The organism is Piscinibacter sp. PDB5-1, from assembly GCF_056676035.1.
Genome location: NZ_JBWVZL010000004.1, coordinates 116985 through 136202, shown reverse-complemented (window position 1 = coordinate 136202; position 19218 = coordinate 116985). Strand labels below are relative to the sequence as shown.

General features: G+C 70.9%; 17 protein-coding genes. 7 read left to right on the top strand and 10 right to left on the bottom strand.

Going from position 1 to position 19218, the window contains the following annotated elements; genetic code table 11:
• Nucleotides 1-140: 140 nt before the first annotated feature.
• Nucleotides 141-893, top strand: coding sequence for a hypothetical protein (locus tag AC1KAT_RS16770; RefSeq protein WP_480328039.1), 753 nt, complete (start codon nucleotides 141-143; stop codon nucleotides 891-893).
• Between the two features lie 13 nt (nucleotides 894-906).
• On the opposite strand, the gene AC1KAT_RS16765 is transcribed toward AC1KAT_RS16770, so the two are convergent.
• Nucleotides 907-1725: a nucleotidyltransferase domain-containing protein gene (locus AC1KAT_RS16765; protein ID WP_480328037.1), complete on the bottom strand. Its 819-nt coding sequence runs from the start codon at nucleotides 1723-1725 to the stop codon at nucleotides 907-909.
• A gap of 46 nt (nucleotides 1726-1771) precedes the next feature.
• Nucleotides 1772-2860, bottom strand: a complete 1089-nt coding sequence (locus tag AC1KAT_RS16760) for a fatty acid desaturase (protein WP_480328035.1) — start codon at nucleotides 2858-2860, stop codon at nucleotides 1772-1774.
• 270 nt (nucleotides 2861-3130) lie between these two features.
• On the opposite strand from AC1KAT_RS16760, the gene AC1KAT_RS16755 reads away from it, so the two are divergent.
• Both AC1KAT_RS16755 and AC1KAT_RS16750 read left to right on the top strand, forming a co-directional pair.
• The gene (locus AC1KAT_RS16755) at nucleotides 3131-3502 is read left to right on the top strand and encodes a hypothetical protein (RefSeq protein WP_480328033.1); all 372 of its coding nucleotides are present in this window, start codon (nucleotides 3131-3133) and stop codon (nucleotides 3500-3502) included.
• Nucleotides 3503-3631: 129 nt separating this feature from the next.
• Nucleotides 3632-5029, top strand: a complete 1398-nt coding sequence (locus AC1KAT_RS16750; RefSeq protein WP_480328031.1) for a hypothetical protein — start codon at nucleotides 3632-3634, stop codon at nucleotides 5027-5029.
• 80 nt (nucleotides 5030-5109) lie between these two features.
• On the opposite strand, the gene AC1KAT_RS16745 is transcribed toward AC1KAT_RS16750, so the two are convergent.
• From AC1KAT_RS16745 to AC1KAT_RS16710, 8 genes are all read right to left on the bottom strand, one after another.
• Complete coding sequence (locus tag AC1KAT_RS16745) at nucleotides 5110-6033, bottom strand: ketopantoate reductase family protein (RefSeq protein ID WP_480328029.1); 924 nt, start codon at nucleotides 6031-6033, stop codon at nucleotides 5110-5112.
• Between the two features lie 87 nt (nucleotides 6034-6120).
• Entirely contained in the window at nucleotides 6121-6447 is a 327-nt protein-coding gene (locus tag AC1KAT_RS16740; RefSeq protein WP_480328027.1) for a hypothetical protein, read from the bottom strand.
• A gap of 160 nt (nucleotides 6448-6607) precedes the next feature.
• Nucleotides 6608-8446: a sensor domain-containing diguanylate cyclase gene (locus AC1KAT_RS16735; protein ID WP_480328025.1), complete on the bottom strand. Its 1839-nt coding sequence runs from the start codon at nucleotides 8444-8446 to the stop codon at nucleotides 6608-6610.
• A gap of 78 nt (nucleotides 8447-8524) precedes the next feature.
• On the bottom strand, nucleotides 8525-10606 hold the full coding sequence (locus AC1KAT_RS16730; RefSeq protein ID WP_480328023.1) for a TonB-dependent receptor: 2082 nt from the start codon (nucleotides 10604-10606) through the stop codon (nucleotides 8525-8527).
• A gap of 46 nt (nucleotides 10607-10652) precedes the next feature.
• The gene (locus AC1KAT_RS16725) at nucleotides 10653-11798 is read right to left on the bottom strand and encodes a HupE/UreJ family protein (protein ID WP_480328021.1); all 1146 of its coding nucleotides are present in this window, start codon (nucleotides 11796-11798) and stop codon (nucleotides 10653-10655) included.
• On the bottom strand, nucleotides 11795-12991 hold the full coding sequence (locus tag AC1KAT_RS16720) for a hypothetical protein (RefSeq protein ID WP_480328019.1): 1197 nt from the start codon (nucleotides 12989-12991) through the stop codon (nucleotides 11795-11797). Before AC1KAT_RS16720 ends, AC1KAT_RS16725 begins: the two co-directional genes overlap by 4 nt.
• Before the next feature lie 82 nt (nucleotides 12992-13073).
• A complete protein-coding gene (locus tag AC1KAT_RS16715; protein ID WP_480328017.1) occupies nucleotides 13074-13343 on the bottom strand; it encodes a hypothetical protein in 270 nt (89 codons plus the stop codon).
• An 11-nt stretch (nucleotides 13344-13354) separates the two neighbouring features.
• A complete protein-coding gene (locus tag AC1KAT_RS16710; RefSeq protein ID WP_480328015.1) occupies nucleotides 13355-14878 on the bottom strand; it encodes a DUF4331 domain-containing protein in 1524 nt (507 codons plus the stop codon).
• 153 nt (nucleotides 14879-15031) lie between these two features.
• On the opposite strand from AC1KAT_RS16710, the gene lipB reads away from it, so the two are divergent.
• From lipB to AC1KAT_RS16690, 4 genes are all read left to right on the top strand, one after another.
• Nucleotides 15032-15709, top strand: a complete 678-nt coding sequence (lipB, locus tag AC1KAT_RS16705; RefSeq protein ID WP_480328013.1) for a lipoyl(octanoyl) transferase LipB — start codon at nucleotides 15032-15034, stop codon at nucleotides 15707-15709.
• Nucleotides 15710-15734: 25 nt separating this feature from the next.
• Complete coding sequence (gene lipA / locus AC1KAT_RS16700) at nucleotides 15735-16739, top strand: lipoyl synthase (RefSeq protein WP_480328011.1); 1005 nt, start codon at nucleotides 15735-15737, stop codon at nucleotides 16737-16739.
• Between the two features lie 85 nt (nucleotides 16740-16824).
• Nucleotides 16825-18510, top strand: coding sequence for a phosphoethanolamine transferase (locus tag AC1KAT_RS16695; RefSeq protein ID WP_480328009.1), 1686 nt, complete (start codon nucleotides 16825-16827; stop codon nucleotides 18508-18510).
• A complete protein-coding gene (locus AC1KAT_RS16690; RefSeq protein WP_480328007.1) occupies nucleotides 18498-19208 on the top strand; it encodes a phosphatase PAP2 family protein in 711 nt (236 codons plus the stop codon). Before AC1KAT_RS16695 ends, AC1KAT_RS16690 begins: the two co-directional genes overlap by 13 nt.
• Nucleotides 19209-19218 lie beyond the last annotated feature (10 nt).

Genomic DNA, 19218 nt, shown 5'->3' with positions numbered 1-19218 from the left:
CGCCCTCCTGCATCCACACACCGCTCATGCGCGGAAGGGTGCGGCGTCGTTCGAGTCCTTTTTCGCCAGGCGTTGTTTGATCTCGAAGGAGCCCCTCATGGGCACTCTGAAGCGGTCGCACGCGGGCCAAGGAGGCTGTCATGCGTGACGACATGGACAAGGTGCTGGTCGAGTCGCCCCGCAGCGGCCGGTCCTACGCCGACGCGCTGAAAGGCAGCCGTCGCAAACTGCGCCACGCCATCGACCCTGATGGCGAAGGTGGCGTGTCGCACCGCGGCATGCGCAGCGACGCGATCAGCCGCAAGCACTTCGGCGAACACCTCGGCCCGCTGTACCGCTACCTGCGCCAGCAGGTCAACCGGCCGTGGGCCAAGGTCTACGGTGAGCTGTGCGCGGGGCTGGACCGGCGCAACGTGGTGCAGAACCACCTCTTCCAGCACATCGACGACCGCGTGGCCATCGAGACGCTGTGGCGTGACGACGCGGTGTACGTGTGGCGATGGGGCGATCTCGTGCCGCTCGCCCAGGCGCGGCAGTCGATGTACGTGCACCCGCGCACGGGCATCCTGCTGGTCAACCGGGCGCGCGAGCGTGCGGCTCACGCGCGGCGCCTTGCCAACGAGGTGAAGCAACACGCCTGCGAGGCGGATCGCCGCGTCGGTCTGCCGGGCATGCCGGCCAATAGCCAATGGCACCGCCTCGACGGCCTGTGGTTCGAGGTGACGCTGAAGCCGATGCCAGCCGATACACACGTCTACGACCACGTGCTCAAGCGCATGGTCAGCGGACAGACCGCTGGCGAACTGCGCAAGCTCTATGGCCGATGCGACGTGCACGCCGCCGCCAAGCGCCAGCTCGACCACCGCCGTCTCAAGCAGCACGGCCTGGCCTGACGCGAGGTCGCGCTCAGCCGAGCAGCGTTTCGTAGAGCAGGTTGTCGAGCACCTGCAGTTCGGCCTCGCCGGCGGCGGGGTCGGCTGTCGACAGGTCGGCGATGAGCGCGTCCAGGTAGGCGTTGAGCGCGGGGCGTGCGGGCAGCCATTCCTGCTCGCCGCTCTGGCGCTTGAGCGCGAGCAGGCCTTCGATCTCGCGCAGCACGACGGGGTCGTGCACCAGCTCACGCACCAGGTCTTCGAAAGCCATCGGCGGCGCGTCGTCGCGTGTGCGCACCCAGTGGGCGGCCAGCAGCGGGCGCAGCACGTAGAGGTACTTCTTCGCGCGCACCTGCTCGCCTTGCAGGTACTCGCGGAAGTTGCCGCGCCCCATCGAGAAGTAGTGGTGGAACGAACGCACCGGCCGGTACACCGCGGCCGATGCGGCGCGCAAGCGCTCCATGAAGGCGGCGTCTTCGCGGTAGACCACCGGCGAGCTGAGCCACTCGATCAGCGTCGCGTTGCCCTTGGCGAGCAGGCCCAGCGCCTTGCGCAAGTCCCAGCCGTTGACGTCGAACACCGGGCCGGGCGCTTCTTCGATCACGTCGCGCACCGGCGAGACGCGCAAGTACTCGCGCGCCGGCCGCACGAAGAGGAAGCGCACGTCGTAGTCGGAGTCGGGTGAGGCGAAGCCCCAACCGCGGCTGCCCGACTCGCAGGCATAGAGCACGCGCACGCCGTGTTCGGCTTCCACGGCCGCCAGCTTGTTCAGGATCTCGGCGCGGATCGCCGGGTCGATCGGGTGCGCGTCGTCGCGCGGCGCAGAGGCGGGCAGGGGTGGGGTGCGTGACATGTCGCGGGGCCATCGAACGAACAGGCCCCGCAGGCTACACGCAGGCTCAGCCCGACAGCGACCGGCTCGTCGGGCGTCCTGCGTGGTCGGTCCAGCAGTGGCGCTTGAAGTCGTAGAGCTTGCAGCGCCGCGCGGTGTCGAAGTACCAGCGCCACGAGAAGGGCTGGATCACGATGCGGCCTGGCATGCGCGCTTCGAGCAGCTTCTGCGCCGCTTTCAGGCGGTACAGCGGCACGCTCATGTCCACGTGGTGCGCGGTGTGTTCCATGATGTGGTGCAACGCGCCGCCGATGCCCGCCTTGAAGGTCAGGTGCACGGTGGTCGAGACGAAAGGCTGCGCGGCGGCCCAGCTCGGTTTGTCTTCGTACCAGGCCACACCGGTGTGCGTGTGGTGCACGTAGACGACGAAGCCGATCAGCGCGTTCCAGAACAGGAAAGGCAGCACAAAGCCCACGCCCACCAGCCACGCCACCGACTGGCCGGTGGCGATTGCGGCCCGCACCAGCGCGGCGATCCACACCAGCGCGAAAGCGCTCACCAGCAGCCCGTCGCCGATGAAGGCGGGGCGCCGGGTCGGCATCGTGGCCTTGGACGGAAAGAAGAGCCGCTTCCACCACACCTCGACGCCGTAGTACAGCCACGGAAACCAGCCGCTGCGGTACAGGCGTTCGAGCAGGCGGCGGCCGCCGGGCAGTGCGTCGTACTGTTCTTTCGTGAGCGGCTCCCAGACGAAGTCGAAGCCCTTGAGGTTGGTGTAGCCGTGGTGAACGACGTTGTGGCCGACCTCCCACAGGCTGTAGGGCGTCATCGACGGCAGGAAGACGAGGCGCCCGAGCCAGCGGTTCAGTGTGCGGTGCGGTGTGAAGGCCTGGTGACACGCGTCATGCCCGAGGATGAACAGGCGCCCGATCACGAAGCCTGCGGCCACACCGGCCAGCACCTGCAACAGCGGGTGCGGGGCGAGCACGGTCGCGGCCATGCTGAGCGCGAACAGCAGCACATCGAGCACGACCAGCGCCAATGCGTGCGCGGTGTTGCGGGTGGCGATGGGCAGCATCCACGCGCGAATTTCCTTGCGGTGCGGGATGGGGGCGGGGGACACGCGCGGGGCGGTCGTGGCGATGGAGGCGGTCATGGACAAGAGCGCCGATCCGCAGGGCCGCGGGCGCGTTGCGCCGCAAGGCCCGGCCAGCGCGAGGGATGCGAAGGCCGGCATTTCACCGCGACCCTGTCGAAGCGGTTTTGTGGTGCGTCAAGGAGTTGTCTCGCGGTGGGGCGTCGGCCCGGCATTCCGGCACGGAGCCGGCCCGCCGACCCTGGCCACGAACAAGGTAAAGACTCTTCACTTGGTCGCCCGGCCGGTGCGACAATCGCGCCCCGCTCACGCCACCCCGCCTGCGTTCACGTGCCCGCCAACGTCACCCTTCACCGCCGCCAGAACGTGCTGACCCTCTTCCAGCGCTACGCCGAAGAGCAGATGCGGGCCGGTGTGCCCCCCAAGGGCATGGAGCAGTCCTTCGCGCAGAAGCTGCAGATCAGCCCCAGCATGTGGAGCCAGCTCAAGAGCAGCCGCCCCATCGGCGACAAGCTCGCGCGGCAGATCGAAGCGGCCTGTGGCGAAGCCGCGGGTTGGCTCGACGAAGCGCACGAGCCGCAGGGCCTGAGCGCGGCCGAACAGCAGTTTCTGGCGCTGGCCTTGAAGGCCTGGCGCGCCACCAACGCCGACGGACGCAAGCGCTTGAAGCTGTCGATGAAAGAGCTGGCCGGGCCGGGGTGACGGCTGCGGGGCCCGCACCGCTTCGGCGGCCTCACCCCTTGTTCGTCCCGGCATGTCGCTTGCCCCTGGGCCGCGTGTTCCACAGAAGAGCCCACGCCCTCGTGGGCCGGCCATCAGGAGAGGCCCACCATGTTCAAGCTCGCCCCCTTGGCACCGCTTGCGGTGCTGCCTGCGCTCGCCCTCGGCCTCGGTGCCTGGGCCGACCCGCTGCCGCCCGACACCACCTACCGGCCGCTGCCCACGCAGCCCTTCACCGAGGTCAAACGCAACGACGAAGCGCAGAAAGCGCAGGTGATGCAGCGGCAGGCCGAACTGTTCGGCGCGCGCTACGACCTGTCGAACCGGCCTCTTGCCGGCGTGATGATGTCGGGCGGGCGCAAGGCCGTGCAAGGCGGCGTGCGCGTCAAGCTGCCCGGCGGTGTCAGCTGGGATGCGCTGGCTGCGATGAGCCCCGACGAGATCAAGCAGCGCAACTTGCTGCCCGAGGGTTTCAAGCCCTTGCCGCACGTGAAGCATGCGACCGGTGGGCAGGTCTTCCCCACCCAGCAGATCGACCAGATCGCCCGTGCCGAGCAGCGCGACCTGCGCCGCTTCGATGTGGACTTCGACCTGCCGGACCACCTGACGCCGGAGTTCCCCCCGCCGATCTTCCTGACCACGCGCACGGACCTCGGCGATGTGTCCAAGGGGCAATTGCTGAACATCCGCAACTTCTACGAGCTGATGAACGGCATCGTCACCCCGGTGCAGATGGAGGGGCTGCGGCTCTTGCTCACGCCCTTTCCGCAAGAAGAGTTCAACTTCACCGAAGACCGCAAGGTCGCCGCGCCCAGCCTGGGTGTGGCCTGCCTCGACTGCCACGCCAACTTCCACAGCAACGCGGCCTTCCACCTGACGCCCGACGTGCGGCCGCAGGCAGCGCGCTTCCGCCTTGACACGACCAGCCTGCGTGGCATGTTCAACCAGCAGATCCACGGCTCGAAGCGTTCGCTGCGGTCGATCGAAGACTTCACCGAGTTCGAGCAGCGCACCGCGTACTTCAACGGCGACCACGTCAGCGCGGCGCGCAAGGGCGTGAACCTGCCCGACCGGTCGAGCCAGGTGGCCATGATGGCGCAGATGCAGAACATCATCGACTTCCCGCCTGCGCCCAAGCTCGACCCCACCGGGCGCTTGATCGCGGGCAAGGCCTCCCCGCAAGAGCTGGCCGGCGAGAAGCTCTTCATGGGCAAGGCGCGCTGCGCTGAATGCCACGCGCCTCAGACCGGGTTCATGGACAACGCCATGCACGACCTGAAGCTCGAACGCTTCTACAAGACCGGCGAATCGCGCAACGGCATGACGCTGATGCCCGATGGCCCGATCAAGACCTTCACGCTGCGTGGCATCAAGGACTCACCGCCCTACCTGCACGACGGACGCCTGCCCACGCTCGCCGACACCGTCGAGTTCTTCAACCTCGTGCTTGGGCTCAAGCTCAACGCGCAAGAGAAGGAGTCGCTGGCGGCCTACCTGCTCACGCTGTGAGTAAGGCGTCCGGTGGTCCGGGCCCAAAACCACCGGCAAAGGCTACACGCCCGCACGCAGAACTTACCGGTGCGGGTGGATCAACCGCCCGCACGTCCCTCGAGCGCCCGCACCAGCGCATGCAGCACGCGGTTGGCCGGCGTGGCGACACCCAGGGCCTCGCCACGTCGCACGACGTGGCCGTTGAGGTGGTCGATCTCGCTGCGGCGGCCGCGGGCGAGGTCTTGGGCGGTGGACGAACGCTGGCCGGGCATCGTCTCGGCGATGCGGCGCACGGCCTCGGCCATGTCGCCGGGCACCTGCACGCCCTCGGCCTGGGCCACGGCCAGGCATTCGGCGACCACGTCGCGCATCACCTCGGGCACGCCGACGCTTTGCACCAGCTCGCCATAGGGGCGTTGCGTGATGGCCGAGAGCGCGTTGTAGGCGCAGTTGACGATCAGCTTGGCCCACAGCGCGCCGCGCACGTTGGTCGACACCTCGCAGGGCGCGCCGGCCTGCGTGAAGGCCTGTGCCAGGGCTTCGCTGCGGCCCGAGGGCTCGATCAGCAAGTCGCCGCGGCCGTGGTGGCGCACGTGGCCGGGGCCGGCCATTTCGGTGGCGACGTAGACGACGGCGGCGGCCACCTCTTGCGTGAGCACGGCGCGCAGGCGCTCGGTGTTGTCCACGCCGTTCTGCAGGCTCAGCACCAGCGCATCGGCGTCGAGGTGCGGACGCAGTTCGGCGGCGGCGGTTTCGGTGTCGGTGGACTTGACGCAGAACAGCAGCGTCTTGGCCCTGCGTGCGGCGCTCGCGTCGGTGCTCGCGGCGACGGCGATGTGTTCATCGAGGCCGTGGGCCTGCAGGCGCAGGCCGTGCCGGGCGATGGCCTCGACATGCAGCGCGCGGCCGATCAGCGTGACCGGGTGGCCGGCGCGGGCGAGCAGGGCGCCGTAGTAGCAGCCGACGGCGCCAGCACCGAGGATGGCAATGGGCTCGCGCGAGGCAGAGATGACGGGGGACATGCGGGCGGTGTCGAGGGCACAGGGCGCGCAGTATGCCGTTCACGTCGCACGCCCGAGGCATGTTGGGTGCGTGCCGTGGTGCCGGCGTCAGCGCTCTTGCCGCAGTGACGTGAAGGCCAGGTCGCGTGTCTGCCAGCGTTGCATGCGGTGCGCGTCGAAGTCGGGGTCGAGCTCGCGCAAGAGGTGGTCGAGCGTCGTGCGCAGGTCGATGGGGATGCCGATGACGTCCGACAGCGTCAGCAGGCCCTGGCTGAACTGGTCGAGCAGGCAGGCCGCAACCTCGGGCGTCTGGCGCCCCTCGTGCACCGCGACGCGCCGGTTGAGGGCTTCGCCGCGCAGCGCGTCGAGCAGGCGCGCCTGCATCGCGCGAATGAACACATCGGGCACGGGCTGGGGCAGGTCGCGCAGGTTCATGCACCTTTCTCCGGTCGGTGCACGGCCACCACCACAACCCTTGTGCTGCGCCTGGGCCGTTGCGGGCGCTGGGGGATCGGCCCGATGACACCGCGAAGCCGCCGCCGCGGCAAGGGCAAAACCCCGTGACCCGATCCCCTTCTTCACGGGGGATTGCGGTTCACAGCGCTTGCACGGCGACCCGGTCGCGGCCCGCGTCCTTGGCCCCGTAGAGCAGGCCATCGGCGCGGGCGTACAACTCGTCACGTGTCAGACCCGCCGTGTCGGGGGTGCCCCACCAGGCCACGCCGAAACTGGCGGTGACGATGCCGGCCGGGTTGCCCGGGTGGGTGATGCGCAGTTCGCGGATGGCTTCGCGCAGCCGCTCGACGAAGTAGCGAGCGCCGTCGGGCGAGGTGGCGGTGAAGAGCACGCCGAACTCTTCGCCACCCAGGCGGAAGAGCAGGTCGCCCGATCGACGCAGCTCGGCCTGCACGGCGCCCGCCAGAGCGTGCAGGGCCTCGTCGCCCGCGCGGTGGCCCATCGAGTCGTTGAAGTCCTTGAAGTGGTCGATGTCGAACATGCAGAAGGCCAGCGGCTCGTGCCGTGGGCGCTGTTCGAGCAGGCGCTTGCAGAAGTCGTTGAAGTGCCGGCGGTTGAAGGCGCCGGTCAGCTCGTCGGTGATGGACAGGTCGCGCAGGCGGCGGTTGGCCAGTTCCAGCGCGCGGGTGCGGTCTTTGACCTCGCCCTCCAGCCGCGTGGCGAGGGACTGCTGCGCCTGGCGCTCGCGGCGTTCGGCCTGCAGCTTCTCGGCCTTCAGCGTGTTGAGCGAATCGGCCAGGCCCAGCGCGAGCAGCAGCACCTCGAAGGCCGAGCCGATCTGGATTCCCCAGGTCGTGAACCAGTTGGTCGGGGCCAGCGTGGCGATCTGCGCGATGTAGGCCCCGGCGCCCACGCACAGCAGCGTGAAGGCCAACACGTAGAAACGGGCTGGCCGAAAACCGCGGGCCACCAGCCACGCGGCCAGCCCCAGCGTCAGCAGCCCGAGTGGCAGGCCGGTGGCCCAGCCCACCACCACGCCCAGCGTGTAGTGGCCGGTGAGTGCGAGCGCGGCGTCGCCCAGGTTCGCGGCGATCAACACCCACAGCGCGATCCGCCAGGGCCGCGTCACCTGCTCGGCCAGGCGCAGGTACACCAGCGCGAACAGGCCCACCGAGGCGAACACGCCGGCCGTGGCGACGGTCAGGAAGTCGTTGTTGAAGCCCGGTGCGTCGGGCCAGAGGTACTGCCACGCGTAGCCGCGCGAGGTGAGGTTCCAGGCGATGAACCATGCGATGTAGAGCGCGTAGGCGCCGAAGGCGCGCTCGCGGGTGGCCGCGTACAGCAGCAGGTTGTAGAGGCCCAGCGCGAGCACCGCACCGTGAAAGAGCATCAGCACCGAGTTCTCAGTGTCCATCGCGGCCTCGAAGCCGACGCGCGTGTGCAGGGCGACCGGCAGCGCTTCGTAGAGCCCGTCGTGCGTCGACAGCCGCACCCAGACCTCGACCGCCTCGCGCGCGGCCAGCCGGAAGGGCAGCGCGATGTTGCGCTCGTCGAGCGGCTGCTGCGTGAAGGGCAGGCGGTCGCCGCCGCGCACGACCCCGTCGATGCGCCGGCCGCCGTCGCGCAGCACGTGCCAGTGGGCGAGGTCGTGGCGCGGCTGGCCGAGGTCGATGACGGCGTCTTGCGCGTGCTCGCTCGCGTTCTCGATGCGCCAGCGCACCCAGTAGGCCGAGCGCGAGATGCCGAACGCCAGCGCCGTGCCCGGCGTGCGGCGCCAGCCGGTGGCCTGGCGCGCGCTGGCGAGGTCGAGGCGCTGGCCAGGGTCTTCGAGCCACTCGGCCTGCGCGACGATGGCCTGCGGGGCGCGCGCCGGGTCCAGTCGCACCGGCTCGGCCGCGCAGGCCAGGGCGACCAGGGCGCTGGCCCACAGGGCCACGGCCCCGCGGCACAGCATGCGCAGCGGAAGGCGAAGGGACATCCCCCGGTTATCGGCCGTCTTGGGTGCGGGCTCCAGCGGGGTTTGTGTGATGCAAGCCGCAACGTGGCCGGTGGCCGGTCACCACTGCACAGCCACCGTGACGCGCAGGCTGCGCGGCTCGACCGGGTGGAAGTGCCGGTCGGTCACCGGCGCGGCCTCGCCCGGCAGCTGCGACTCGTAGACGTAGTCGATGTCGCTGGCACGGCGGTTGAAGAGGTTGAACACATCGACGTTGAGCGACACGCGTGGGCCCACACGCCAGCCGCCGCGCAGGTAGGCCAGCGTGGTGCTGGCCGAGCGCACCGCGCCGTCTTCGACCAGGTCGCGCGGGCCGAAGTGGCGCAACTGCAACTGCGCCGACCACGGCGTCTGCGCATCGCCGTAGCCAAGGCCCAGCGACACGACGCGGTTGACCGCCCCCGGCACGCGCCGGGCTTCGGGCACGGCGTTCGTGTAGCGCGCCTTCGAGGCGGCGAAGTCGGCGTCGAGCAGCCAGCCCCTGAGGCCCACGCCGTCAAGTCGCCAGTGGTTGTTCCATTCGATGCCATGGCGGCGGCTGGCGCCGGTGGCTTCGGTCACGCCGGCGTCGCCGACGAACACGAGCTCGGAGTCCAGGTCGAGCCGCCACAGCGCCAGCGAGCTTTGCAGCCCCGGCACGGCCTCGCTGCGCAGGCCCAGTTCGGCCCCGCGCCCGGGAGCGAGCGGTGTCACGTCGCGGGTGCGGTCGGTGGTGCTGCGCGCATCGTTGCTGTGAAAGCCGCGCCCGAGGTTGGCGAAGAACTCGGTCTGGGCCCAGGGCCCGGCGACCAGCGACAGCTTGGGCGACAGCACCGTGTCGCTCGCGCGGCCGGTGAGGTCGGGGCGGCTGCTCTCGACGCTGAAGCGCGCGTGGTCGGCGCGCAGGCCGGCCACGCCGCGCCACTTCGGCGCCAGGGGCGCGGCGAGTTCGCCGTACACGCCGAAGTGGGTCTGCCGCACGCGGCTCTCTGACTGCGTGATCGTGCGCTGGCGCTGCACCGTGTCGTACAGGCCGACCGGGGCCAGGCGGTCGTGCCGCGTTTGTGCACCGACGGTGAGCTGCGCGTCGCGCCCGGCGAGCTTCAGGTCCCAGATGCGGCTGAGCGAGCCGCCGACGATGCGGCGCCGCTCGGCCTGCTCGAACTGGTCGCCGTCGTTGTTGGCGGTGTCGGTCGCGTAGCTGAAGTTCGACCACAGGTTCAGGCGCGAGCCGATCGCATAGGTGTTGGCCTGCCAGCTGCCATCGGTCAGGGCGGTGGTTTGCTGGGCCGACAGGCTCATGCGCTGCGTGCGGCCGCCGTCGCTCGCGTCGAGCGTGCCGAAGCGGTCGAGCGTGCCGGCCTCGACGGCTCGCTGCGGCACCTGGTCGGTGGCCGTCCAGCGTGCGTTGTAGGCCATCGCAGTGAGGCTGCGCGTCGTGCCTTCGCCGCGTTGGCTGAAGCGCAGCCAGCCGTTGAGCTTGTGCAAGCCTTCGGGCTGCTGCCAGGGGCCGTCGTTGCCCTGCAGTTCGAGCGCTCCCAGCAGCCTGCCCCGGCTGCCCTGCGGGCCCAGCGCGGTGCTGTCGGCCAGCAGCGCGCGGCGGTAGCCGTGGCGGCCCAGCGTGAGCTGCGCCAGCCCCTGCGGCAGCGCATCGGCCAGTGCCAGCCGCGCGCTGCCGGCGAGCGAGAAGTCGCCCTCCGAGGCGTAGTACGGGCCCTTGCGGTAGTGGATGCGCTGCACCAGCTCGGGAATGACGAAGTTCAGGTCGCTGTAGCCCTGGCCGTGCGCGTGGCTGGGCATGTTGACCGGCATGCCATCGACGAAGGTGGCGAAGTCGGTGCCGTGGTCGAGGTTGAAGCCGCGCAGGAAGTACTGGTTGGCTTTGCCGTCGCCGCTGTGCTGCGTGACGATCACGCCCGGCACGAATTCGAGCAGCTCGCCCGGGCGCAGCGCGGGCCGGTTGGCGATGAGCCGCGCGGTGACGCTGCCTTCGCTGGCGGCGTCCGACGAGCCGACGCTGTTCTCGTAGTGGCCGAGCACGAGCACCGGCTCGAGTTGCTGGACCGGCCCCGGGGCTTGGGCGTGGGTGAGGACGGGCAACAGCGCGGCGGCCAGCGGCAGCAGGCGGCAGCCCTTCGTGGTGAGGGGGGGTGGGGTGTGCATGGCGAGGTCGTGGGATGAACGGGATTGTGGGCAAGCGTCGGGGGGTTCACAGCCAGGGGCGTTGAAGGTCGAAGCCGCGTTCGACCAGCCACAACAGGGCCACCAGGCCGACGGCCGACGAGCCGGCCACCAGCACGCCGCGCTGGTACAGGCGGGTGCGGCGCAGGGCCCAGGCCAGCGGCAGCACGAGCGCGACGAGGGCGAGCTGCCCCAACTCGACCCCGAGGTTGAAGCCGACGAGCGGTGCGGCCAGCGACCCGCCGCCCAGGCCCAGGTCTTTCAGCGCGCCGGCGAAGCCGAAGCCGTGCACCAGGCCGAACGCGAAGGTGAGCTTCCAGCGGCCCGCGTTGACCATCGGGCGCAGGTTGTTGGCGGCGGCAAAGAGCACGCTCGCGGCGATCAGCGTTTCGACGCCGCGCGAGGGTGGGTTCCACACGTCGAGCACCGCGAGGGCGAGCGTGATCGAGTGCGCCAGCGTGAAGGCGGTGACCACCCGCAGCACCTCGGTGCCGGTGGCGCGCCACGAGGGCGCCGCGTGCCAGGTCGAACCCTGGCGCACCAGCACGGCGGGCAGCAGCAGCACGATGAGAAACAGCACGTGGTCGGCCCCGATCAGGATGTGGTGCACGCCTTCGGCCACGAAGCCCACCCACGGGCGCGCGGCGCCGGCCTCGCCCGCGAGCAGCCCGTGCGCGCCGGGGCCGGGCACCAGCACCACGCTGTGTTCGCCATCGGCCGTGCGCACGCGGGCGATGCCGCGGTGCGTGGGGTCGGTTTGCGCGAACAGCGTGTAGACCGCGTCGAGCGTGTGCACCGGCGCCGCGCAGGCCCAGCGGCGGGTCAGCACGGCGTAGGTGCCGTCGCTGTGCGTGTCGAGCTGCGCCGGCCCGGCCGGCCCCGCGGTGCAGGCGCGGCCACCGGCGCTGAGCGCGAGCGCGCGCTGGGCCAGCGCGTCGATCTCGCCCCAGCGGGTGCGCACCTCGCCCCAGCTCAGGCGGCCGTCGCCGTCGGCGTCGAGCACCAGGTCGCGGTCGAGGTCGCGCAGCGCGATGTCCAGCCGCTGTTCGACCTGCGTGTCGTGCACGCGCAGGTGCAGGTAGGCGTCGCTCGCCTGGTGGGCGTGCGCGAAGGGGTGGGCGATGCACGCCAGCGTCCAGGCCGCCGCCAGTTGCCGCAGCAGGCGCAGGCTCATGCCAGCCTCCGTGCGGGTGCGGCGGGGCGCGGCAGGCGCGCGTCGGTCCAGCCGGTCTCGCGCATGAAGCGCCGCACCGGCTCGCCCGCGTCGGCGCGGCCGGCGGCTTCGGCCGCGCGCAGCAGCAGCAAGGCGTCGGCTGGTTCTTTTTGCGTGGCCCAGTTGCGCTCGGCATGCTGCAGGGCGCGGGCGACGTCGCCTTGCACGTCGAGCGCGAAGCGCGCCTGCTCGCGTGCATGGGCGCTGCCCTCGCCGCGCTGCGCGCTGGCCTCGAAGCGCGCCGCGAGGGTCGCGGCCGCCTGCGCCGCGCGCGGGTCGCCGAGCCGCCGCCAGGCGATGGCCTGCCGCAGCAGCAGCGCATCGGCCGCCGGGTGCGGGGACAAGAGTGCGGCGGCATCGGCCGCGCGGTCGTGGGCGAGCAGCCAGTCGGCATAGCCCGCGAGCGCGTAGACGCCGGGGTCGGCCGCGATGGCTTCGCGGTAGCGCGCCTCGGCCTGGGGCTGGCCCGCACGCTCGGCCAGCTCGGCGCGCAAGAGGGCGATCCACCCGGCCTGCGAGCCCGCCTGGGCGGCCAGCGCGGCGAGTTGGCGGTCGGCGTGCGGGGCGCGGCCTTGCAGGTGGGCCAGCTCGATGCGGCAGGCCTCGGCCGGCACGCGCACGGCCGCGCCCAGCTCGGCGTAGCGCGGGCCGCCCAGGCGTTCGCAGGCGGCCTCGGCCTCGCGCCAGCGGCCTTGCACCTGCAGCACCGCCAGACGCGTCAGCTCGGCCTGCGCGCGCAGCGGCACGGGTGTGCTGGCCGGCTCGCGCAGCAGCGCGTCGAGGTCGGCCAGTGCCAGATCGAATTGGTGCCCGGCCTGGCGCACGGTGGCGCGCAGCAGGCGCACGGCGGCCGGCGCGTCGGGCAACGACCACCACGGCGCGAGCGCGGCCTGCGCCTGCCCCCACTCGCGCGGGTCCCCGCTGCGTCGGGCGCGGCCGATGGCGTCGCGGGCGAGGCGCAGCGCCAGGGGCAGTTGCGCCGGCTGCTGCTGCCACTGGCGGCGCAGCTGGCGCTCGCTGGCGCCCAGCGGCGTGGGCAGGGTCTCGACGATGGCGGCGTCGTGCGCCGGCGTGTAGGGCGCGGCCGCGGCGGGCGCAGACGCCGCCAGCGCCAGCAGCGCCAGGGCGAACAGGGGAAGACGCGCAGGCTCCATGGCCGCACCTCCAGACAACAGGGTGGAAAGACCCGGGGCGCACGCGGCGACGGCAGCCCGCCGCCGCGTGCGCGGGGGCCGCTCAATCGAGAGGCAGCGGCTCGGTCGTTTCGCTGGTCGGCGGGGCCGTGACCGCATCGACGTTCAAGGGCTCGCCGCGCGGACGCGTGAGGTCGAGGTCGATCTGCCGCACCGCGTACTGCGTGTAGGCCTCGCTCGACGCGGTGGCCGAGTCGGGCACCGCGGTGTCGAGCGGCTCGGGCTCGAAGCCGCTGTCCGCGCCGCCACCGCCGCAGGCGCTGAGCAGCAGCACGGCCGCCGCGTGGGCGAAGAAGAGTCGTGAGGGCTTCATCGCGGTCCCCTTCACGGCGTGCCACCGATGGGCGTGGCGAGGTACGGGAAGCCCGGCAGCAGCGGCAGCACGGCCTGGTCCACCGCGTCGTGCAGGTTCAGCGAGGTGGCCCCCAGCGGCACGGCCGACGGGTTGCACGCAGTGCCGAAGCCGAGCGCGTTGTTGTTGCCGTTGGCGACGCACAGCCCGCCCATCACCGCGACGAGCGACACATCGACCACGTCGTCCTTCGGGCGGCGGCCGTTCGGGAAGCCCGCGCCGTCGCCGCCGATCAGTCCGAGGCGGTGCTGGTTGGCAAAGGCCACCGGCGCGGTGCTGGTGTTCAGCCGCAGCATCTCGGACGCCACCCCGTTGGCCGGCCGGTTGACGCCCTGGATGCCGCGCAGGAAGGTGTCCACCAGGTCGGTGCGCGGGTAGTTGGTCGGCGCCGTGTTGGGGATGTTGAGCGCGATTTCCAGCAGCTTGGGCAGCGAGGGGTTCGTCACGTAGGGGGCGAACTGGCCGTCGTTGACCGGCTTGCTGGCGTTGAAGCGGTCCTTGTCCTTCAGGCCGATCACCACCTCGTTGACCAGCGGCATGCCCAGGCGCGAGACCTGCGTCCAGGCGCCGCCGGCCTTTTCGCTCGTCTGGTGGCCGGGCCTGGGCGTCGGGTCGAGCAGGCGCACCTGGCGCAGGCTGGCGCTGGTCCAGCCGCCGATCACCGGCTCGCTGCCGGCGGTGAGGCAGCTCTTGTGCACTTCGAGCGCCAGCGTGGTGACGTTCTTGTCGTCGATGGTGTTGGGCGCCGCGCCGATCAGCGCCGGGTTGGTGATGACCGCCACCGGCGCGTTGACCAGGTCGAAGATCGTGCCCAGGTTGACCGCGAACGGGTCCTTGCGCTGGCCGACGAACACCTTGCCCGGCGCGCTGCAGCCGGGGATGTTGACCGTGTGGATGTGCTGGTTGGCATAGGCCGCGTAGTTGGCGATCGTCTTCACGCCGATGTTGTCCACCGGCTTGGCGAAGCTGGTGGCGCCCCCGCTGTAGTTGCTGATCGGCTGGGCCTGGCCGCTGCGGCGGTTGCCGCGCACCAGCGTCACCGTGTAGCTCTCGGCGAGGTTGAGGTTGGCGTCGCGCACGGCGCTCACCGGGCCGGCCTGGATGAGCGGAATCGCCACGCTCTGGCCGCCCACCGGCAAGGCCACGCCGTTGTCGCCGGCCAGCGTGTTGCGGAAGCGGAACTGGAAGCTCAGGTCTTCACGCGCATCGCCGTCGTTGTCGATGTGGATCTCGTACAGCGCGTTCGGGTCCATCGAGAAATAGTTCGGCCCGCCGTACGCGTCTTGCAGCGGCTGGTAGTTGGCGATCAGGGTCACGTAGTCGCTGCGGCCCGTCTCGTAGCTGCGGAACATGTAGAAGTCGGTCGCATCGACCTTGGGTACGGTCGTGATGAAGGGCGCCTCGCGGTGGCTGGACGCGCCGGCGCTGCTGCAGGCGGCGAGCAGCGCCGCTGCCATCAGGGGCAGCGCGCGGAACTTGGGGGTGGTCATGGACATCTCCTGGTGTGCTTCACCGGCCGTTTGCCGGCCCCCACCCCTACGCGCCGGCCGCGCATGCAGACGCAAACGCGTGCAGATGTCCGGGGGCGGCGCCCTGGTTTGCATCCAGCCGCGCGGGCGCTGCGTACCCGCGCGGCCACAATTCCGGCCATGCCTTCTTTCGCCCCTGCCACCGTGCGCCTGCTCGGCCGCGTGGACTACGCCGCCACCGAGGCCGCGATGCGCCAGTTCACCGAGGCCCGCACGTCCGACACGCCCGACGAGATCTGGCTGTGCGAGCACCCGCCCGTCTACACCCAGGGCCTGGCCGGCAAGGCCGAGCACGTGATCGACGCGCACGGCGTGCCCGTGGTGCAGACCAACCGCGGCGGCCAGGTCACGTACCACGGCCCCGGGCAGGTCGTGGCCTACCCCTTGATCGACCTCAAGCGCCTGAACATCTACGTGAAGGAATACGTCTACCGGCTCGAACACTGCGTCATCAAGACGCTGGAGTCGTATGGCGTGACCGGCCACCGCGTGGCGGGCGCGCCGGGCATCTACGTGAACCTCGCCGACCCCTTCGGCCACGCCGCGCTGACCGGCCCGCGCGCCGACCCCTTCGAGGGCCTGGGCAAGATCGCCGCGCTCGGCATCAAGGTCAGCCGGCACTGCACGTACCACGGCGTGGCGCTCAATGTGGCGATGGACCTGCAGCCCTTCGGCGGCATCAACCCTTGCGGCTACGCAGGGCTGCAAACAGTCGATCTGGCTACACTCGGCGTCACCGCCGGCTGGCCCGAAGTGGCCCAACGGCTGGGCGACAAACTCGCCTCCCACCTGAGCTGAACCGCTCGCCTCGAAAGCGCTCCCGATGTCCTCCGACAACGTCGTCCACCAGGCCCAGGACCCGTCGAACTACGACCCCACGGCCAAGCAGAAGTCGCAGGCCAAGACCGCGCGCATCCCCATCAAGATCGTGCCGGCCGAGACGCTGAAGAAGCCCGACTGGATCCGCGTGAAAGCCGGCTCGCCCAGCACCCGCTTCTACGAGATCAAGCAGATCCTGCGCGAGCACAAGCTGCACACCGTCTGCGAAGAAGCCTCGTGCCCCAACATCGGCGAGTGCTTCGGCCACGGCACGGCCACCTTCATGATCATGGGCGACAAGTGCACGCGGCGCTGCCCGTTCTGCGACGTGGGCCACGGCCGGCCCGACCCGCTCGACGCCGACGAGCCCGTCAACCTCGCCAAGACCATCGCCGCGCTCAAGCTCAAGTACGTCGTCATCACCAGCGTGGACCGCGACGACCTGCGCGACGGCGGCGCGGGCCACTTCGTCGAGTGCATCCGCCGGGTGCGTGAGATGTCGCCGCAAACGCGCATCGAGATCCTCACGCCCGACTTCCGCGGCCGCATGGACCGCGCGCTCGACATCCTCAAGGCCGCGCCGCCCGACGTGATGAACCACAACATGGAAACCGTGCCGCGCCTCTACAAAGAAGCGCGCCCCGGCTCCGACTACGCGTTCTCGCTCAACCTGCTCAAGCGATTCAAAGAGTTCGCCCCCGGCGTGCCCACCAAGAGCGGCCTGATGGTCGGCCTGGGCGAGACCGACGAAGAAATCTTGCAGGTCATGCGCGACATGCGCGAGCACGGCATCGACATGCTCACCATCGGCCAGTACCTCGCGCCCAGCGGCCACCACCTGCCCGTGCGCCGCTACGTGCACCCCGACACCTTCAAGATGTTCGAGGCCGAGGCGAAGGCCATGGGCTTCACCCACGCCGCCGTGGGCGCGCTGGTGCGGTCGAGCTACCACGCCGACCAGCAGGCGGCGCAGGCGGGGGTCGGCGCCCCCGCGGCTGACCCCAAGTAAGCCCCGCCCACCGCGCCCGCGTGCTGGCCACGCCGGCCGGCTGGGGTTAAGGCGTTCTTAAGCCGGGGTGTCGACCATGCACGGCATGCTGTCCCCCGTGTCATCCCGCCTGCCCGCCTGGCCCGACGTCGCCGGCGGCCTGCGCACCGCATGGCGCTGGCGGCCCCAGGTGGGCAGCGACGCGCTGGTGCTGGGCGCGAGTCTGCTGTTCGCGCTGGCCTTCAACGGACGTTTTCTCGACGCGCTGCTGTCGGGGCGCGACGGGTCGCAGCCGGCCACCTGGGCCTTCGCGGCGGCCGTGCTGGCAGGGCTCGTGGCCGTGCACGGCCTCTTGCTCGGGCTGGTGCTGAACGCCTGGACGGCACGCCCGCTGCTGTCGGTGCTGGTCGTGGCCTCGGCCGCGGCGGGCCATTTCATGCAGCACTACGGCGTGTTTCTCGACCCCACGATGCTGCGCAACGTGCTGCACACCCAGCCTGCCGAAGCACGCGAATTGCTCGGCACCGGGCTGGGGGTGCACCTGGCGCTGTACGCCGGCCTGCCGCTGTGGCTGCTGTGGCGCCTGCGCGTGAGGCGGCACCCGGTGGGGCGTGCGGTGCTCACGCGGGCCGCGCTCTTGCTGGGCTGCGCGGTGCTGGCCCTTGTGTCGCTGCGCGCCGTGTCGCAGGACGTCTCGGCGCAGATGCGCAACCACAAAGAGCTGCGCTACCTCGTGACGCCGGCCAACCTCGTGTACTCGACCGCGCGCGTGCTGGTGGGCGACGCCCACGCGGCGGGCGGCGTGCGCGCGCCCGTGGGCACCGATGCCCACCTGGGCCCGGCGTGGGCGGCCCGGCGCAAGCCGGTGCTCCTGGTGCTGGTGGTCGGTGAAACCGCGCGGGCGGCCAACTGGGGCCTGAACGGCTATGCGCGCCAGACCACGCCCGAGCTGGCGGCGCTCGACGTGCTCAACTTCCGCGACATGACGGCCTGCGGCACCAACACCGAGACCTCGCTGCCGTGCATGTTCTCGGCGGTGGGCCGGCGCCACTACGACGAGGCGCGCATCCGGGGCAGCGAATCGCTGCTGCATGTGCTCGACCACGCCGGCTTCGAGGTGCTCTGGCGCGACAACCAATCGGGCTGCAAGGGCGTCTGCGACGGCCTGCATGCCGAGCAGCTCGACCAGGCCAAGGTGCCCGGCCTGTGCGCCGAGGGCCGGTGTTTCGATGACGTGCTGCTCGACGGCCTCGATGCGGTGGCCCGCGACGCCCATGGCAACCTCGTGGTGGTGCTGCACACGCTGGGCAACCATGGCCCGGCGTACCACCGGCGCTACCCCGAGGCCTTCAAGCGCTTCACGCCCGCGTGCGAGAGCGACGACCTGCGCCGCTGCAGCACGCCCGAGATCGTGAATGCCTACGACAACGCGCTGCTCTACACCGACCACCTGCTCGCCGGGGTCATCGGCTTCCTGCAGCAGCGTGTGTCTCGCTTCGACGGGGCCATGGTCTACCTGTCCGACCACGGCGAGTCGCTGGGCGAACACGGGCTCTACCTGCACGGCGTGCCGCAACTCATCGCGCCGCGTGAACAGCTCAACGTGCCCATGGTGTGGTGGCTGTCGCCGGGCTTCAGCCAGGGCTTCGGGCTCGACCGCGGCTGCCTCGCGCAGCAGACCACCCGGCCCTGGACGCACGACCACCTGTTCCACACCGTGCTGGGCTTGCTGCAGGTGCAGACCGCGGTCTACGAGCCGGGCCTGGACGTGAGCGCCGCATGCCGGCACTGAGCCGCGACGACCACGCGGCATCGGCCCAGGCCGATGCCCTGCGACTGTTCGCGGGGCTGCTCCTGGTGCTGGCCTGGGACGCCAGCGGCCTCGACCTGCCGCTGTCCCAGGTGTTCGGTGGTGCCCAGGGCTTCGCCTGGAAGAACCACTGGCTGCTCTCGGGGGTGATGCATGACGGGGTGCGTGTGGCCGCGTGGGCGGTGCTGGGACTGCTTGCGCTGGGCGTCTGGCAGCCCTTGCCCTTCGCACGCGGCCTGCCGCATCGCGAGCGCATCGCATGGCTCGTCACCTCGATGGCGTGCGCGCTGCTCATCCCGCTGCTCAAGCGGACCAGCGCGACGAGTTGCCCGTGGTCGCTCGCGCAGTTCGGGGGCGTGGCGTCGTACGTGCCGCACTGGGTGCTGGGCGTGGCAGACGGTGGGCCTGGGGGGTGTTTTCCTTCGGGGCACGCTGCAACGGCATTCGCGTTCATGCCGGGTTGGTTTGCCCTGCGGCGCGACGCGCCCCGAGCCGCGCGCCTGTGGCTCGCGGTGACCGTGGGGATGGGCTTCGCGTGCGGTGTTGCGCAGTTGGTGCGCGGGGCGCACTACGCCAGCCATTCGCTGTGGACGGCCTGGCTGTGCTGGGGACTGTCGGCGCTGACATTTCACCTGCGGCGAAGCCCCTCGGGGATTCTCAAAGCCGCCCGCCTCGGTTAGAAGGTCCAGG

Bases quoted from the DNA above. Each gene is read 5' to 3' on its own strand.
- AC1KAT_RS16770 (WP_480328039.1), top strand. From the start codon at position 141: ATGCGTGACGACATGGACAAGGTGCTGGTCGAGTCGCCCCGCAGCGGC.
- AC1KAT_RS16765 (WP_480328037.1), bottom strand. From the start codon at position 1,725: ATGTCACGCACCCCACCCCTGCCCGCCTCTGCGCCGCGCGACGACGCG.
- AC1KAT_RS16760 (WP_480328035.1), bottom strand. From the start codon at position 2,860: ATGACCGCCTCCATCGCCACGACCGCCCCGCGCGTGTCCCCCGCCCCC.
- AC1KAT_RS16750 (WP_480328031.1), top strand. From the start codon at position 3,632: ATGTTCAAGCTCGCCCCCTTGGCACCGCTTGCGGTGCTGCCTGCGCTC.
- AC1KAT_RS16745 (WP_480328029.1), bottom strand. From the start codon at position 6,033: ATGTCCCCCGTCATCTCTGCCTCGCGCGAGCCCATTGCCATCCTCGGT.
- AC1KAT_RS16740 (WP_480328027.1), bottom strand. From the start codon at position 6,447: ATGAACCTGCGCGACCTGCCCCAGCCCGTGCCCGATGTGTTCATTCGC.
- AC1KAT_RS16735 (WP_480328025.1), bottom strand. From the start codon at position 8,446: ATGTCCCTTCGCCTTCCGCTGCGCATGCTGTGCCGCGGGGCCGTGGCC.
- AC1KAT_RS16730 (WP_480328023.1), bottom strand. From the start codon at position 10,606: ATGCACACCCCACCCCCCCTCACCACGAAGGGCTGCCGCCTGCTGCCG.
- AC1KAT_RS16725 (WP_480328021.1), bottom strand. From the start codon at position 11,798: ATGAGCCTGCGCCTGCTGCGGCAACTGGCGGCGGCCTGGACGCTGGCG.
- AC1KAT_RS16720 (WP_480328019.1), bottom strand. From the start codon at position 12,991: ATGGAGCCTGCGCGTCTTCCCCTGTTCGCCCTGGCGCTGCTGGCGCTG.
- AC1KAT_RS16715 (WP_480328017.1), bottom strand. From the start codon at position 13,343: ATGAAGCCCTCACGACTCTTCTTCGCCCACGCGGCGGCCGTGCTGCTG.
- AC1KAT_RS16710 (WP_480328015.1), bottom strand. From the start codon at position 14,878: ATGTCCATGACCACCCCCAAGTTCCGCGCGCTGCCCCTGATGGCAGCG.
- lipB (WP_480328013.1), top strand. From the start codon at position 15,032: ATGCCTTCTTTCGCCCCTGCCACCGTGCGCCTGCTCGGCCGCGTGGAC.
- lipA (WP_480328011.1), top strand. From the start codon at position 15,735: ATGTCCTCCGACAACGTCGTCCACCAGGCCCAGGACCCGTCGAACTAC.
- AC1KAT_RS16695 (WP_480328009.1), top strand. From the start codon at position 16,825: ATGCTGTCCCCCGTGTCATCCCGCCTGCCCGCCTGGCCCGACGTCGCC.
- AC1KAT_RS16690 (WP_480328007.1), top strand. From the start codon at position 18,498: ATGCCGGCACTGAGCCGCGACGACCACGCGGCATCGGCCCAGGCCGAT.